The organism is Paenibacillus sp. J31P13, from assembly GCF_056269295.1.
Genome location: NZ_JBWDNR010000010.1, coordinates 68,973 through 84,430, shown reverse-complemented (window position 1 = coordinate 84,430; position 15,458 = coordinate 68,973). Strand labels below are relative to the sequence as shown.

Below are 15,458 nucleotides of genomic sequence, written 5' to 3'. Positions count from 1 at the left end.
ATCCACCGAGTCCAACGTATAAAGCGAGTCCTACATCACCTGTTTCCTAAACAGTACACGTAGGACTAGCTAAACCGTAAATGATCATATTCTGGTAACTATTCTTGTAAAAAATAGATTTCCATCGATAGTTGCCACAAAGTGAATTTTACAAATCCTTTCTTCGTTTTTTCGACCCTATGGGATCGTTAGACGTTTTGATTAATTTTTTGTGCAATCCGAGTACTAGCAATTAAACTCATTACTATCAACAAAAGATGGAAGCCCATCGTTACAATCAGTCCAGATTGCATTGACAACCCGGCAGCTTGACTAACAACAAGGATGGAACCGCCTATACCTATAACAACGCCTGGTGTAAAAGAATCCGCAAATTGTAGATTTGCAGAGGTTTTTCCAGCCTCTTCTTCTCTTGTTTGGGCAAATGCCACAACTCCACTAATAGGATGAGCCATTCCAATTCCGATTCCCGCTATGATTTGCCCGATAACCGCCAAGGCAATCGAAACAGCTGGAATCCAAAACACAAATGCAATTCCAATTGCAAGCAGGAGTACTCCTAGCACAATTCTTTTATTACGTCCACGACCCTGGTCTGCCGAATCCCATCGTCCTTGCAGGTAAGCAAAGACACACCAGCTTAGTGCTGCGCTGGCCACAATTAATCCTGCCTGAGCGGGAGTAATACCCTTTATATCTATTAAGGCTAATACTAAGAAATTCTGTGTGCTGACATAGGCAGCAAAGAACAGTCCGCGTGTTGCTAGAATAGCAGGCATGCCTCTCCGGAAAGTAAGGGTTCCTAGGGGTAGTAGATTACGAAGCGGATAGATCATTAACGTTAAACCGAGAAGGACTAGAACTATCCCTTTAATATTTGGCAACATGCTAAGACCAACTAAGAAAACCCCTGTACCGATTGTTAGTAATACTGCCATCCATGTGGATTTTGACCCGGTTTCTCTATGCCCGCCTTGTAACTTTAATTTTCTAAAGGCAGGTAGACTAAGCAGTGCAGATAGAATCAGAATCGGTAATATTCCCCAGAAAACAAACCGCCATGACCACTGTTCTGCAATAAGACCTGCGACGTATGGGCCAAGCATGGATGGAAGCACATAGGCTGTACCGAATGCTCCTAGTATTTTAGAGCGTAATTCATCGGGGTAGCTTAAGGATATCGCTGTGTACACGCAAGTCATCATAGCGCCTGCACCTAGACCTTGCATGGCTCGTGCCAATATCATGATATACATATCGCTTGCTATCGCAGCAACGATTAGCCCGACGATAAACAAAAGTAGAGCATAAATGAATGGAGCGGCAGGTCCTTGGCTATCAATGATACGACCCACGACCAAGGTGCCGATAATCTGGGCAAGCAGATAGGTACTGAATATCCAGCCAAACAGGTCAATACCGTTCAAGTCGCCGGCGATAGAAGGAGCAATCGTCGTTACCGATAGACCTTCGAATCCTACCGCCATCACGGACAGAATAATTCCTATGGACAATGCAAAATAACACGGGCTGAAAATGCTTTGATGATTAGACACTAAATGTGACCTCCAGGAAAGTTTTTTTATGTATACACCATATCCGGATAATTAGTAAACATATTTCTTTATAAAGTTCAAGGTAACGTTTGGCTTTGACTTTGTCAACATTTTTATTTAAAATGTAGTAATTGGAATAGTTCCATTTTTTTATGAAGGGGGAACCCTAGTGAGCCAAAAACAAATGAATAAGGAATCCTCAACTAGAACTCGAAGAGGGATTATTGATCTTTTAAAGGATCAGGGCGGGATGGATGTTATGGCACTAGCCTCCGTATTTTCTCTATCTGGTATGGCTATTCGTCAGCATTTAAATGCCTTGAAAGAAGAAGGATTAGTTACCCATGAAGAAGAAGCTCGTCCGATGGGCAGGCCAGCAATGCTTTGGAGATTAACTCCCGAGGCCAATCGGTTCTTTCCAAGCGGATATTCTGATTTGTCGGTAAGCTTGATTAGTTCGATGAGAGAGGCCTTCGGCATAGAGGGTTTAGATAAGCTACTTGAAGTTCGCAACAAGAATATGCAAGAGCAATATATTCAACACCTTGGTGATACATCGGTTATTAGGGGGAAATTGGATAAGCTAGCCGATATTCGCACTAAAGAAGGCTACATGGCTGAGGTGAAGGATCAAGGTGATGGGAGCTTTTTGTTTTTTGAGAAGCATTGTCCCATTTGTGAAGCTGCCTCTGTATGTATTGGATTATGTAAGAATGAGTTGAATTTATTTCAAAGCGTTCTTGGAGATGGCGTCCGTATCGAAAGGGTTGAGCATATTTTAGCCGGGGGAAGAAACTGTGTATACAGGGTTACGGAAGTCGAGCAAGCTTAGTGGTGTGCCAATATATTGAATAATACGATTGGAAGTATTTGAATTAAGCTGTATGGTTTTCTATGGTGATAGTGATAGTGATAGTGATAGTGATAGGCTGAAGCTTGTCCATATCATACTTTGAAATTTCTATACTTGTGTTCAGTGATTATGTTCATTAAGAATTCAGTAAATGTGGAGTATCTAATATTGATGGTCTTATAGATTAATTGAGATGTCATAGTGTTGCTCAAAGTAATGTTTTCATAGTAAGGGAAGTAGCCCAGCTGGGTGTAAGAGTTAATGGAGCTATACCCCCAAAAGAATTAAATACTAGGGTATAAGCAATAGTACTGACTCAGACTGGGAGAGTAGATCGCTGACAGCGATAAGGTCAAGGGTTCGATTTTCTTCGAAACTCCTAGGTTTCCACCAAACAATAATTAAACCATTTCTAACTGAAGTGGTTTTTTAGTATATTGGTAGGGTTTAAGAAGGCTGAGGCAGACGCACACACGAAGTGATAAAGAGAAGAGAAGGAGCCTGCATCGAAATTTACCGATAGCTTTTTTGAGAGTTTACTCATTGAAAATACAAAAGAAATTTCGTTCGCAACCGTACCTCCGACCGCGTGACTGATTTAAAACAGTATAGTTAATCGGTTGTGGACAGTAGAGTCGCTATTTTTGCATTTGAATCAGATTGAGCGCCTTTTCGGACATGAGATCCGTTATTACCTATAATTTTGAGGTAATCAAGCTTAATCTGACTGAATAACGTATTCTGTGTCCGTTAGTACTATAAAAACGTTTGAATGCAGATAATAACGGCTTGTATGTCCGCAACTTCCTCAAAGACCTCAAAGACCTCAAAGACCTCAAAGACCTCAAAGACCTCAAAGACCTCAAAGACCTCAATGACCTCAAAGACCTCAAAGACCTCAAAGACCTCAAAGTAGAGCTGCGGCACCCGTACGCTCCACCATCAAATAATCAATTCAACCACATCTTTTGTGAAATGCAGCTCCAATTGTTAGTTGTGTCTAACAAAGTGAGCCACTTCATATAGACGTGGTTTTCTGTTTATTTTGGAGAAAGTTCAGTAAAACTATTACTACCAAGAGCTGTTCAATAAACATATTACAGTATTTTCCGAAACCTTCGTATAGATGCTAGTATCCTTATGGTTGTACAATATAAGCAGAACGTTGTTCTGTGTTTTTTACTTCTATTTAAATGGAGGCTTTCGTTGTGAAAGATATTGTTTCGGAATGGGCCGAATCCCATTTTCCATTATATACGGCTGGCAGCATTCTTTCGATTTACAGCACTTCGAATTTTCCGATGTATAAAATGAATGAGAGTTTAACTGTGCTGATCGCGATTGTCAGCGGCAAAGGCACCCTCAAAGTGGATGAAGAGATGTACGAGCTGCTAGAGGGGAGTGTTATTTTTATCCCGGCAAACACCGAGGTTGTACTCAGTGCGAATCCTCTCTTTCCACTTCATGTTTATAAGCTGGTCATTGATGCCCGCGACAAGGAGAAGTCTCTGCCAGCAGGGGTAATGATGCGGAAAAGCGAAATAACTTCAAGCTCCATTATTCAAATTTATGCTAATGAGCCTGCGATTGTCGCTAATATGGAAGAGCTTTATATCCATCGACTACCGGGAAATGAATACCGTCATGTGCAAAATCAAATCGTGTTTCACCAAATCATTCTCCAATTGCTCCAGCGGCAAAAGGGGAAGTCTGCTGCCAGTGAGCAGCCCTCTATGGAGCGTAGCATTGCTTATATGGAAAATCATTATAGCGATAAGATAACGCGTGAGCAACTAGCCGAAATTGCTGGTGTAAGCCCATCTCACTATTCGATCCTTTTTAAGCAAATTACCGGATTCTCACCTAGCGATTACTTATCCCGGCTTCGTGTTCACCGAGCTAAGGAGCTATTGATTAGCGGATCGGCAACGCTTAGGGAGATTGCACTTCAGGTCGGTTACAAGGATGAATTTTATCTTAGCCGTAGATTTAAGCAGCAGACGGGAGCAGCACCTTCCGGCTATAACCGGGAATCCTTTCAGCGTGTAGCCGTATTGCTTACTCCTTACGCGAGTCATCTGCTTTTGCTTGGCCTAGAGCCAACTGTTATTATCTCGGACAGCAGCGAATATTTGCATATTTCCGGTCTGCAGATGCCGCAAAAGATGATATTTATAAATTTGAATTCTTCTGCAGAACAGGTGAAATCGATATTGCTCGAAAACAATATCGAGTTGATTATAGCGGCAAGCCAGCATTTATACCAATATGGACTGAGTACAGAACAATTGCGATCAGTAGCGCCAATTGCGAAAATTTCATGGATGGAAATAGGCTGGAAAGAGCATTTTCTTCTTATTGCTCAGCTCATACAGAGAAAGGATCGGGCGGAAAAATGGTTGGCTGATTTTGAGATAGAGGAAGGGGAAGCCCGCTCATTGGTTCAGCAGAGTTCCGTCGCTAATGAGATAATAACGATTCTGGTTATTAAACCGGAGGGTCTGCTCGTTTATGGAGGGCGAAATGTCGGGTGTGTAATCTATCAATCGCTTGGACTTCAACCACCAGCAAGGATCAAGGAAGAGATCGTGAAGCTTGGGGATCAATTCCATTCCGTTTCGATTGAGATATCGGAGCTCGCAGACTACGCTGGGGATCGAATATTAGTGATTATATCTCCCGACGTTAAAGGTTCAACGTTGCATTCGGAAGCGGTGTTCAATTCCTTGCATTGGCAAAATCTTTCAGCGGTACAACGGGATCATGTGCATTTGCTCGATCTGGATGAGTGGGTCCCTTACAATCCGGCTTCAATTCGTTTGCAGCTGCAACGAGCTGTATCTTTATTTACAAGCAACCAATAGTCCAAGTCATCTATCAAACATAAAGGCATGGTTCGGCGTAATGCGTATCCCTATAATAGTTTTTGTGGTATTGAAAATGATAATTATTTTCAATGCGAAAACAAAGTGTACTACAAAAGGGAGAGAGTCATCATATGAAAAAGATTTTAGTTCCGTTTGTTCTGATCTTAGTTATTATTCTTAGCGCTTGCGGAGGCAATCAGAAGAATAATGTAAACAGCCCGTCTTCGGAGTCTTCCAATGCCCCCGCGTCAGGTGATACATCAACTCCGGCGGCTTCGGATTCTGGTACCTTCATTTATCAATCTGAAAATGGGCCAGTGGAGGTTCCGACCAATCCACAGCGTGTCGTTGTAATCACTCGCTTTTTGACAGGCAATGTTATGGCGCTGGGTGTGCCGCTTGTCGGCGTGGATGAAATGTCCAAGAGCAACCCGAATTTTGCAGAAAAGCTAGCCGATATAGAAGCGGTTACAGATGAGAGTCTGGAGAAGATCATCGAACTGAACCCTGACCTTATCATTGGGCTCTCCGATATCAAAAACATCGATAAACTGAAGCAAATCGCACCTACAGTTACTTATACTTATGGAAAAGTAGATTTCTTAACGCAACAGCTTGAGATTGGCAAGCTTTTGAATAAAGAGCAGGAAGCCAAGGATTGGGTCAATGATTTTGATGCTCGTAGCAAAAAAGCAGGAGAAGAAATCAAGGCGAAAATCGGCGCGAATGCGACGGTTTCGGTCATCGAAACTTTCAATAAACAACTCTATGTGTATGGATACAAATTTGGTCGTGGAACTGAAATTCTCTATGATCAGTTCGGGCTGGGGTTGCCAGAAAAAGTTAAGGAAGCGACGAAGCAAGACGGTTTCTTCGCCGTGTCTACGGAAGTTCTGAAGGATTATAGCGGTGACTATATTATTTTCAGCAAAAATGCAGATGAAGACAATTCGTTCCAGGATACAGTGACTTACAAAAATATTCCCGCTGTCAAGAATCAACAAATTTTCGAGGCGGATGCAAAGGCATTCTATTTTAACGATCCACTAAGCATGGAATACCAATTGGAATTTTTTATTCAACATTTTCTCGGCGAATAAGGAAAGTTACCAATGAAGAGTAAAAGACACTCGGTCTCTATTTCAATCAAGTTTCTTTTCTGCTTGCTTTTGCTCATTCTTAGCTTCCTCCTGTCCATGCGATTGGGAGCAGCGGATACGACGTTCAAGGATCTGTGGTATGTGCTAACTTCGAATATGAAGGACGACAATATCATCATGCTGCACGAAATTAGGCTTCCTCGTGAGGTGGCTGCTATTCTGATAGGCGCCGCTTTCGCTGTATCCGGAGCTATCATGCAGGGGGTCACCCGCAATCCGCTGGCTGATCCCGGCTTGCTTGGTTTAACATCCGGCGCGAACATGGCGCTAGCGCTGGCTTTCGTATTCATTCCAGGACTGGGTTACTACGGCATTATGGTGGTGTGTTTCATCGGAGCCGCTCTTGGAGCGGGTCTGGTCATCGCCTTAGGCTCTACGCGTCGGGGAAAACTGTCTCCGACTCGAATTGTGCTGGCAGGAGCGACTGTTTCCGCATCTCTATATGCGATTTCAGAGGGCATCAGCATCGTTTTTAAGTTATCCAAGGATGTAACAATGTGGACCGCCGGAGGCTTGATTGGAACATCATGGCTGCAGATTGGGACCATAGCACCAGTGATCCTTATTGGCATTGCCTTTGCCCTCATTTTGTCAAATCAAGTGAGCATTCTTAGCTTGAGCGAGGATGTAGCAATTGGGCTCGGACAAAAGCTATTTATCATTAAAGCTGTTCTGTTCGTTCTTGTTATTGTACTTACAGGAGCATCGGTCGCACTCGTCGGAAATATGGCATTCCTAGGATTGATGATTCCACATATTGTCCGTAGATTTGCAGGCAATGATTACCGCTATATTCTTTCCTTCTCGGCGTTGGTCGGAGGGACATTCATGGTGCTGGCCGATACGCTTGGACGGACGATTAACGCACCATATGAGACACCTGTGGTGGCCATTGTAGCCATGTTAGGCTTGCCCTTCTTTTTGTTTGTTGTGCGTAAAGGAGGCAAAATTCTATCATGAACCTTTCCGCTCTTATTCGTAAACAACGCCTAATCCTGCTTGTCAGTTTAGGTCTGATCGTTGTAACAGCTATAGCAAGTATGAGCATAGGGTATTCCTCATTGTCGTTTGACAGATTAATTCCTGTCTTGTTCGGCCATGGTACCTTCAAAGAAGATTTCGTTTTGTTCTCTGTTCGTCTGCCTCGAATTGTGATTACGCTGCTGTCGGGCATGGCGCTTGCGTTGGCTGGCTCTATTTTGCAGAGCATCACTCGTAACGAATTGGCTGACCCTGGAATCATCGGTATTAATTCAGGTGCGGGAGTAGCGGTTGCTATATTTTTCCTCTACTTTCCGATTGAGGCTGGAACGTTCGTCTACGTATTGCCGCTTGTAGCTTTTATTGGCGCTTTGGTAACAGCAGCCCTTATTTATATTTTCTCGTATAGCCGATCACGAGGGCTTGATCCTGTTCGACTAGTGCTCGTGGGGGTCGGCTTCTCAATGGCGCTGTCTGGCATTATGATCGTCATTATTTCCTCGGCAGAGCGCTCTAAAGTAGAGTTTATTTCTAGATGGATTGCAGGAAGCATATGGGGAGCGGATTGGCCGTTTATTTGGGCTTTGATTCCCTGGCTGATCTTTCTCATTCCGTTTACCTTATTCAAATCGCATCGGCTCAATCTTCTTGCATTAAGTGAAGAAGCGGCGGTTGGCGTTGGTCTTAAGCTTGAAAGGGAGCGAATTGTGTTGATTTTGGCTGCTGTCGCCGCTTCTGCGTCTGCGGTATCCGTCACAGGAGGGATCGCATTCATTGGTTTGATGGCTCCACATATTGCCAAGGCATTAGTCGGCCCGCGTAATCAGCTGTTCATTCCTATAGCGGTTCTGCTAGGCGGATGGTTGTTGTTAATAGCAGACACCATTGGTCGTAATATCGTTGATCCAGGCGGAGTCCCCGCAGGTATTATGGTGTCTTTGATCGGCGGGCCATATTTCGTGTATTTACTGCTTAAAAGGTAGCTATGTCTCTATACGAAGCGACCCCATAAAGGTAGACAGGTTATTTCCTTGTGCGTGATTATCTGGGCATGAGTTCGGTACTTTACCGGGCTCATGCCTTTTTATTTTTTTCCTAAATCGCTTGTTATTGAAATAATCGATGTATTTAAGTAGTACTTGTTTAAAATTGGCGAACCTAGGGTTCAATACGCGTGGATGAAAGGGAGCAATAGGCTTCGAAGTGAATGCTTGAATTGGAATAGCATTACGTGGAAATATACCGTTAGTTTTTGTATCTATGAGTAAACATCCTTGAAAATTCAAGAGAAATTCCGAGGGCAACCTCATATCTGAACTCGTGATTGATTTAATACGGCTTAGTTATTCTCCTGGTTTGTAGGGACGTTAATTTTGTATTTGAAGTTGAAACGGATTGCGTACTGTTGCGGACATAAGATACGTTATTTTTGTATTTGAATCGGATTGGGCACCGTTGAGGACATAAGATACGTTATTACATATAAATTTGATCTAAATTAGCTTGATTTGGATGAATAACGAATTCTGTGTCCGATAGTATCATGAATTAAGCTTGATTAAATGAAATAACGTATTCTATGTCCTCTAATTTTTCTGTTTTTAGTTATGATGCCCCCCGTCTTGCTTATTATGTTATATCGAGGATTATGAGCAGTGAATAGCCATGGCTGGAGAGCACATCGCTGACAGTCATCAGGCAAGGTTGAGTCTCTGTCTTGACTACACCACAAAATAGTAAATTCAACCACGTTCTGAGGACGTGGTTTTCTGTATTTAATGGCGAAATGTCCTAAAGACGTCCGAAACCTTCCAAAATCAGTTGGTTTTTCTGAAAGTGCGGATTGAAAGTTTGACATACTACTTTATTTATATTACTTTAATTAAAGTAATTTAAATTATAGTATTTGAAATGGAGAGGGATTATGAAGTTATTTTTTAAGAACAAAATGATTATTAGTGGTGTATTTATGATGGTTTTTTATCAAGTTATGATGATTGGGATATTTATGGCTGGATACAGTGCAATGCCCAAAAATTTAGGTGAACTTAAGGTTGCAATTGTGAATCAGGATGAACAAAACGGCGCAGAGTTTGTGAAACAATTGAAGGAGCAGCTGCCTTTCCATATTAAGACTGATTTATCCTTAGATCAGGCGCAGTTAGCGCTTGAGAACAGAGATGTTCATATGGTTATGCAAATACCTGGGGATTTCACAGAGATGCTATCCACACAAGGGGAGCAAGCAAAGATAGATTTTTTTATTAATCAATCGAATCCAACGATGGTTAGCAGCAGTATGCAGAGCGTTGCCAACCAAATCGCGAGCCAAATCAGCACAAGTATAGAGAAGAAAAGCTTCGAAGGGATTTTGCAAGGCATGAAGGTGCCAGAGGATCAAGCGACGCAGTTAGTGGATGGCGTTCAAAGCAAGGTAGCCACAAACATTGTTATGACGAACGAACAGCCTGCCGGTATGCATAATATGATGGCGCCGATGTTTTTAACCATGGCATCCTATGTCGGTGCTATGATATACTCCATGATGAGCGTTGGTGTTATGAACCAGCTTAAAGGGAAAATGGGTAAATGGAAGGCTTTCTTGGCTCTTCAAGGAACGAATGTTGTTCTGTCCCTAATTGCACCGCTCATCGGACTCGGAATTTACTTTGCAGTACAAGGCTACAGTGTAGATACTTTCATGTACGAATGGCTTGTCCATGCTATTCAAATTTTTGTTTCCATTACGTTTACGAGTGTGTTCTTTATGCTGTTAGGCCAAGGAGGCATGCTTCTGAATTTGCCGTTGCTGCTGTCGCAGACGATTGCAAGTGGTGCTGTATTGCCTCAAGATATGATGCCGGGTGTATTCAAGGCCATTAGCCATATATCGCCAATGTTCTATACGGTTCAATTGGATTATAATATTTTGTTTGGCGGAGGCAAGACAGGTTCGTATTTGCTCGGATTGGTACTCGTAGGTGCAATCGCATTGATTATCAATATAGTCATACATGCATTAAAACGATTGAAACCAGTGAAAGTCGGAGAAGAACCTGCTGCACAGATCAATTAACTTGGACAAGAGAGGCTTGCGAGCGATTAGTCTCGCTTGCCTCTTTTTCAATAAGGAGGAGATATGGTGTCGCTGCAAATTTTTATTCTAGGCACATTAAGCGAAATGGATTGTCACCCATACGATATAAAGAAAAAGGTACAGAAGTCGCTTGATAACAACGTTTCAATTAATGACGGCACGTTGTATTATAACTTCGAGGTTTTGCTAAAGAAGGGATTCATTCGCAAAATCGAGGTTGTGCAATCAGAGAATCGGCCAGAAAAGACATTGTACGCCATCACGGATAAAGGTCGTAAAAAGCTTGAGGATGAAATTTATTCTTCGTTCCAAAAGATGACAAGCATCACGTCGTTATATGCCTCGTTAGTTTTTCTCGATAAAGTGGATAAACAAAAACTTTCCTATTTGATCGAAGAGGCGATCGAGAAACTTGACAATAAATTGCAAATGTTTAATGTAAAGGATGTCGAATTGAAGGATATTCCTGAGCATAAGCTGGTCGGAATCCGCCTAATCGCAGAACATGCTTACCATTCGATACGTAATGATAAGGATTGGCTTGAGAAGCTGCTGGTTTTAGTTCAGAAAAATTGAACCCAAGCAAAACTTTTTTAGCTGTTGAGACTTTCTCGACAACCTGACGACCTAACATGAGGTCGTTTTTTTATTTATTCTTCCCGATTGAGCAATGATCGCTGGTGTTACGTTGAGTTTTTGTAATGTCGTGGACTAATTCTGAATTGAATGCGAAACAGCTCAGATATATGCATAATTGAAGAATCGTTCGAAGGAATTAGTCATCAGCAAGCGGTAGCTATTTTGAAGCTTTGTCACTATGCCAGTGTGTCAGCAACCCTAATTAGCGAGTAATAGAGCCCGTTATATCGAGTCGATGGCAGCGCAATTGATCTTGAAAGAACTCTGGAAGGCAGGGCAAGCGGCATAGAATTTCCAGTAGTATATCCGCACTGACAATAGGGGGCTTCCTTTGTAACGTAAAAGGGGGGCTCTTTTTATTTGGAGATTTGGTGGTTAATCCGTTATGGGGACTGTTGCAGCACAGTAATATTGTTGACGAATCAGCTAGTTTGTAACGTTAAGTAAGAATTTGTATTTGAAATTTCAAAGGTAATGAATTTGAACACTAATGTAATGAATTTGAACTCAAGCGTAATGAATTTAAACTCAAAACATTGGGTTACGGACTTTAGTTCCGCTATTTCTTAATTTTTGACAATGTAATCATATTTACGGACATGAGTTCTGTTATTACGTGTTACTGAAGTGTTTTCAGCCTTTTTTGAGCAATTAACGGAAGCTATGTCCTTAAGTACTGTTAAAACAACTAAATTCAACAAATAACGGATCATATGTCCGCCAAAAGAGCTTGCAGTTGAATGAAGAGCTACGATTACCTCTGTTCGCCAAAAGAGCTTGTAACTAAACAGTGAGACGCAAGAGATATTTAATGAATCCGCAGAGAGGCTATGTAACGAACCAACAACGAACCAACAACGAACCAACAACAAACCAACAAACCAACAAACCATAGAGAAATCATCATATGTTATTCGTTGCGAGAAATACGTTTTTATTATTTGTATATGATTACATACAATTTGACATACGAAATGAACGCTTTCATAATTATCAGCACCTTGAACATTTTGTATAAAAATACCATAAAATTCGACTCTCTTTGAATGGCTATTATATACTCACTTGTACGCATAATGCATAGTACGCAATATAAGCATTGTGAGGTTTGTAAGCATTGTAAGCATTCTAGTCCCTGTGAGCCTTGTAAACAATGTAAGCATTCTACACATTCTACACATTCTACGCCTAGTGCGGATTGTTCACATGGTTAGCTTTGCCCTCACTTGTATCTACTGTAACCTCATTCCACACTCGTATCTTTTCCAAGCCTTATCCTCCCTACTACTCACTTATCCTCACTCCCAAGAGCCGCACCAATCTAGTGAACCAAAAACAAGGTTATGACAATATATAGGTGAATGGCCATTCGGAAAGGAGTAGCTACTTGAATATCGAAGAGTTGAACGATCTTATAAAGCTGCATGGTAAAGTAATCTACGGATTTTGTTACAAGCTTGCGGGAAATAAAGCAGATACGGATGATCTATATCAGGAAACTTTCCTTAAAGCAATGGAAATGCGCCATAAAATGGACGTGAATCAAAATCCCAAGGGGTTTCTCATCTCCATTGCCATCCGATTGCGAAAAAACAATCGACGTAAATTTGCCTGGAGGCAGCGGATTGCTCCCACAGCTGAGCTTAATGAAGCCGCTGATAAAGCCTACTGCCCTGAAGGAGAAGCAACGCTGGAGGATGCTGTGCTTTCCAAAGAGCTTCGCGGCGTGATACAAGCTGCAACAGACAGGCTGGACGATAAGATGAAGATTCCGCTTTATATGTACTATACCGCAGAAATGTCCGTCGATGAGATAGCATTGGCGCTAAGGATTCCATCGGGGACAGTCAAAAGCAGGCTTTATCAAGCGAGAAAGGCCATGAAAAAGATATTGGAGGTAGAAACCCCATGAATGATTCCGAGAAATGGGACCGAATACTTAGGCAATCCCTTACATCGACAGTGGAGCCAGAAGAGGATTTGAATCAAAGAATCTTAAATCGGTTTAAGGAGAGAAATAAAATGAAGAGCGTTAACAAAAAGCGGATTTCCGCAGTAGCGTTGGTTGCCATATTTACACTTGTCATGTCCATAACCGCTTTTGCGGCAACACAGTATTTCAGCTCAAAGCAGGTTGCGGAACATCTGGGTGAACAAATTTTGGCCGAAGCGTTTGAAAGCAGTGATGCAATTGAAATCAATCAATCCATCGCTTCTGGTGACTATAACTATACCTTGCATGGAATTGTCTCTGGTGCTGGACTTAATGAGCTTAGCAGCTCTGCGGAGGATATCAACCCTGACAGGACTTATGCTGTTGTATCTATCGCTAGACAGGATGGTGCACCAATGCCGAAGACGAGTGATCCGGAGTACGGCAATGAGCCGTTATTCATTTCACCGTTGATTAAAGGCCAAAAGCCGTGGCAAGTAAACATCTTTACGTTGAATGGCGGATACAATGAAATAGTGTTGGATGGAATTATGTACAGACTGATTGAATGCGATGGAATCGAAATGTTTGCCGACAGAGGCGTGTATCTGGCAATCAGCAGCGGTAGTAGTTTTTATAACAATGCAGCATACGCTTATAATGAAAGCACAGGAGAAATAAGCCCTAAATCGGATTATGAGGGGACCTCTATTCTGTTCGATCTGCCGCTGGATAAGAAGAAAGCCGAACATGATAAAGCAGAGGCTTATCTAAACAATTTACTAAACGTACCTTCTCCTGACACTGCAACTGATTTGGTTGCACCTGCTGTACCAGCTGATGACGCTGAAGCAGAATTGAATAACAAAATGGCGGAATTGAAGGAAAAATTAAAAACGGGCATGGTTATACCTGATTCGGTTAAAGAAGTGACCTATGATAAACAAGGCAGATTGAATTATGAATATGATAACTGGTCTGTTAAGCTTACTGCTGAATTAATGTTTAAGGAAGGACAAACAGGCGATTCAGAAGAAGTAAGCTTTAGCGAGGGAGATGGCATATCTTTGGCACTTGTATTCTCCAGGGATGAAAATGGCGTGATTACTGGCAGAGTTGTTGATTTGAATTAGAACAGATAACCCGGTAAGAGTGAGATGCTCTTACCGGGTTTTTTACTAAATTCACAATTCGATACAATAGCCAAATCGGACTAATGTCAAACTCAACTGCCAAGGACTAATCGAATTATGTGAAAATTACATACTTACCAGCTCGCAATATTCTAAAACAATACTTTAGTATCTATATCTTAATAACGTGTTGAAGCTATACAGATTGCAAATAGAGGCTTGGAGGAAACCGATGAAAGCAATTGTTTGCACGAAATACGGATCACCGGATGTTTTGGAATTAATAGAGGTAGAAAAACCTGCACCTAAGGACTATGAAGTTCGAATAAAAGTTTTTGCGACAACAGTAACGTCAGGTGACTGTAGAGTTCGAAGCTTAAAGGTTCCTTTCTTGTATAGTATCCCCATGCGGTTATTTTTAGGTTTTAGAAAACCAAGAAAGTCTATACTCGGGGTGGAGTTAGCAGGTGAAATTGATCAAATAGGTAAAGATGTTAAAAGGTTTAAGGTGGGTGACCCGGTTTTTGCTTTTACAGGTATGGCATTTGGTGCTTATGCTGAGTATATTTGTCTGTCTGAAGATGGATTGTTAGCCATTAAACCTGTCAATGCAACCTATCAGGAAGCCGCCGCCGTTCTATTCGGGGGAACTACAGCTCTGCATTTTCTTAGAAGAGGGAATACTCAGAATGGTAAAAAAATTCTTATCTACGGAGCTTCTGGAGCAGTTGGAACATCCGCGTTACAGCTTGCCAAATTTTTTGGAGCAGAGGTTACGGCGGTATGCAGTACCACGAACATAGAATGGGTGAAAGCTTTAGGCGCAGATAAGATTATTGATTACACAAAAGAGGATTTTACGAAAACCGGTGAGCTTTACGATATCATCTTTGATACAGTGGGAAAAACCTCTAAGTCAATTAGTAAGAAGGCATTAGCTCTGAATGGGGCTTATGTGACAGTCGAAGGACAGGGGATCGCAAAGGTACGCGTCGAAGATTTATTGTTCATTAAGGAGCTTATAGAGACGGAGAAAATTAAATCGGTCATTGATAGGCGCTATCCGCTTGAACAAATAACAGAAGCTCACCGTTATGTTGAAAAAGGGCATAAAAAGGGGAATGTAGTCATCACATTGCAGCATGATAATAAAATTTAACCAAACCCCAAATATATCATTTCACGCACCCTGACACGGGGTGTGTTTTTTTTACCCTACATCTAGGTTAGCTTTCAAAC

The 15,458-nt window shown here is 41.8% G+C and carries 12 protein-coding genes; 10 read left to right on the top strand and 2 right to left on the bottom strand.

Going from position 1 to position 15,458, the window contains the following annotated elements; genetic code table 11:
* Nucleotides 1-188 precede the first annotated feature (188 nt).
* Entirely contained in the window at nucleotides 189-1,556 is a 1,368-nt protein-coding gene (locus tag AC0YOD_RS24535; protein ID WP_475801967.1) for an MFS transporter, read from the bottom strand.
* Between the two features lie 169 nt (nucleotides 1,557-1,725).
* On the opposite strand from AC0YOD_RS24535, the gene AC0YOD_RS24530 reads away from it, so the two are divergent.
* Nucleotides 1,726-2,388, top strand: coding sequence for a helix-turn-helix transcriptional regulator (locus AC0YOD_RS24530; RefSeq protein WP_475801966.1), 663 nt, complete (start codon nucleotides 1,726-1,728; stop codon nucleotides 2,386-2,388).
* A 777-nt stretch (nucleotides 2,389-3,165) separates the two neighbouring features.
* On the opposite strand, the gene AC0YOD_RS24525 is transcribed toward AC0YOD_RS24530, so the two are convergent.
* Nucleotides 3,166-3,336: a hypothetical protein gene (locus tag AC0YOD_RS24525; protein WP_475801965.1), complete on the bottom strand. Its 171-nt coding sequence runs from the start codon at nucleotides 3,334-3,336 to the stop codon at nucleotides 3,166-3,168.
* A 281-nt stretch (nucleotides 3,337-3,617) separates the two neighbouring features.
* Here AC0YOD_RS24525 and AC0YOD_RS24520 point away from each other — a divergent pair, with 281 nt between their 5' ends.
* The 9 genes from AC0YOD_RS24520 (at nucleotide 3,618) to AC0YOD_RS24480 (ending at nucleotide 15,378) form a co-directional block, all read left to right on the top strand.
* Nucleotides 3,618-5,273 (top strand): helix-turn-helix domain-containing protein, encoded by a 1,656-nt coding sequence (locus tag AC0YOD_RS24520; RefSeq protein WP_475801964.1) that lies wholly within the window; start codon nucleotides 3,618-3,620, stop codon nucleotides 5,271-5,273.
* Nucleotides 5,274-5,407: 134 nt separating this feature from the next.
* The gene (locus AC0YOD_RS24515; RefSeq protein WP_475801963.1) at nucleotides 5,408-6,376 is read left to right on the top strand and encodes an ABC transporter substrate-binding protein; all 969 of its coding nucleotides are present in this window, start codon (nucleotides 5,408-5,410) and stop codon (nucleotides 6,374-6,376) included.
* A gap of 12 nt (nucleotides 6,377-6,388) precedes the next feature.
* Nucleotides 6,389-7,396 (top strand): FecCD family ABC transporter permease, encoded by a 1,008-nt coding sequence (locus tag AC0YOD_RS24510; protein ID WP_475801962.1) that lies wholly within the window; start codon nucleotides 6,389-6,391, stop codon nucleotides 7,394-7,396.
* On the top strand, nucleotides 7,393-8,400 hold the full coding sequence (locus AC0YOD_RS24505; protein WP_475801961.1) for a FecCD family ABC transporter permease: 1,008 nt from the start codon (nucleotides 7,393-7,395) through the stop codon (nucleotides 8,398-8,400). Before AC0YOD_RS24510 ends, AC0YOD_RS24505 begins: the two co-directional genes overlap by 4 nt.
* A 941-nt stretch (nucleotides 8,401-9,341) precedes the next feature.
* Nucleotides 9,342-10,493: a YhgE/Pip domain-containing protein gene (locus tag AC0YOD_RS24500; protein ID WP_475801960.1), complete on the top strand. Its 1,152-nt coding sequence runs from the start codon at nucleotides 9,342-9,344 to the stop codon at nucleotides 10,491-10,493.
* Between the two features lie 66 nt (nucleotides 10,494-10,559).
* Nucleotides 10,560-11,090: a PadR family transcriptional regulator gene (locus AC0YOD_RS24495; RefSeq protein ID WP_475801959.1), complete on the top strand. Its 531-nt coding sequence runs from the start codon at nucleotides 10,560-10,562 to the stop codon at nucleotides 11,088-11,090.
* 1,450 nt (nucleotides 11,091-12,540) lie between these two features.
* A complete protein-coding gene (locus AC0YOD_RS24490; RefSeq protein WP_475801958.1) occupies nucleotides 12,541-13,065 on the top strand; it encodes an RNA polymerase sigma factor in 525 nt (174 codons plus the stop codon).
* Nucleotides 13,062-14,219, top strand: coding sequence for a hypothetical protein (locus AC0YOD_RS24485; RefSeq protein ID WP_475801957.1), 1,158 nt, complete (start codon nucleotides 13,062-13,064; stop codon nucleotides 14,217-14,219). Before AC0YOD_RS24490 ends, AC0YOD_RS24485 begins: the two co-directional genes overlap by 4 nt.
* Nucleotides 14,220-14,451: 232 nt before the next feature.
* Entirely contained in the window at nucleotides 14,452-15,378 is a 927-nt protein-coding gene (locus tag AC0YOD_RS24480; RefSeq protein WP_475801956.1) for an NAD(P)-dependent alcohol dehydrogenase, read from the top strand.
* Nucleotides 15,379-15,458: the final 80 nt, after the last annotated feature.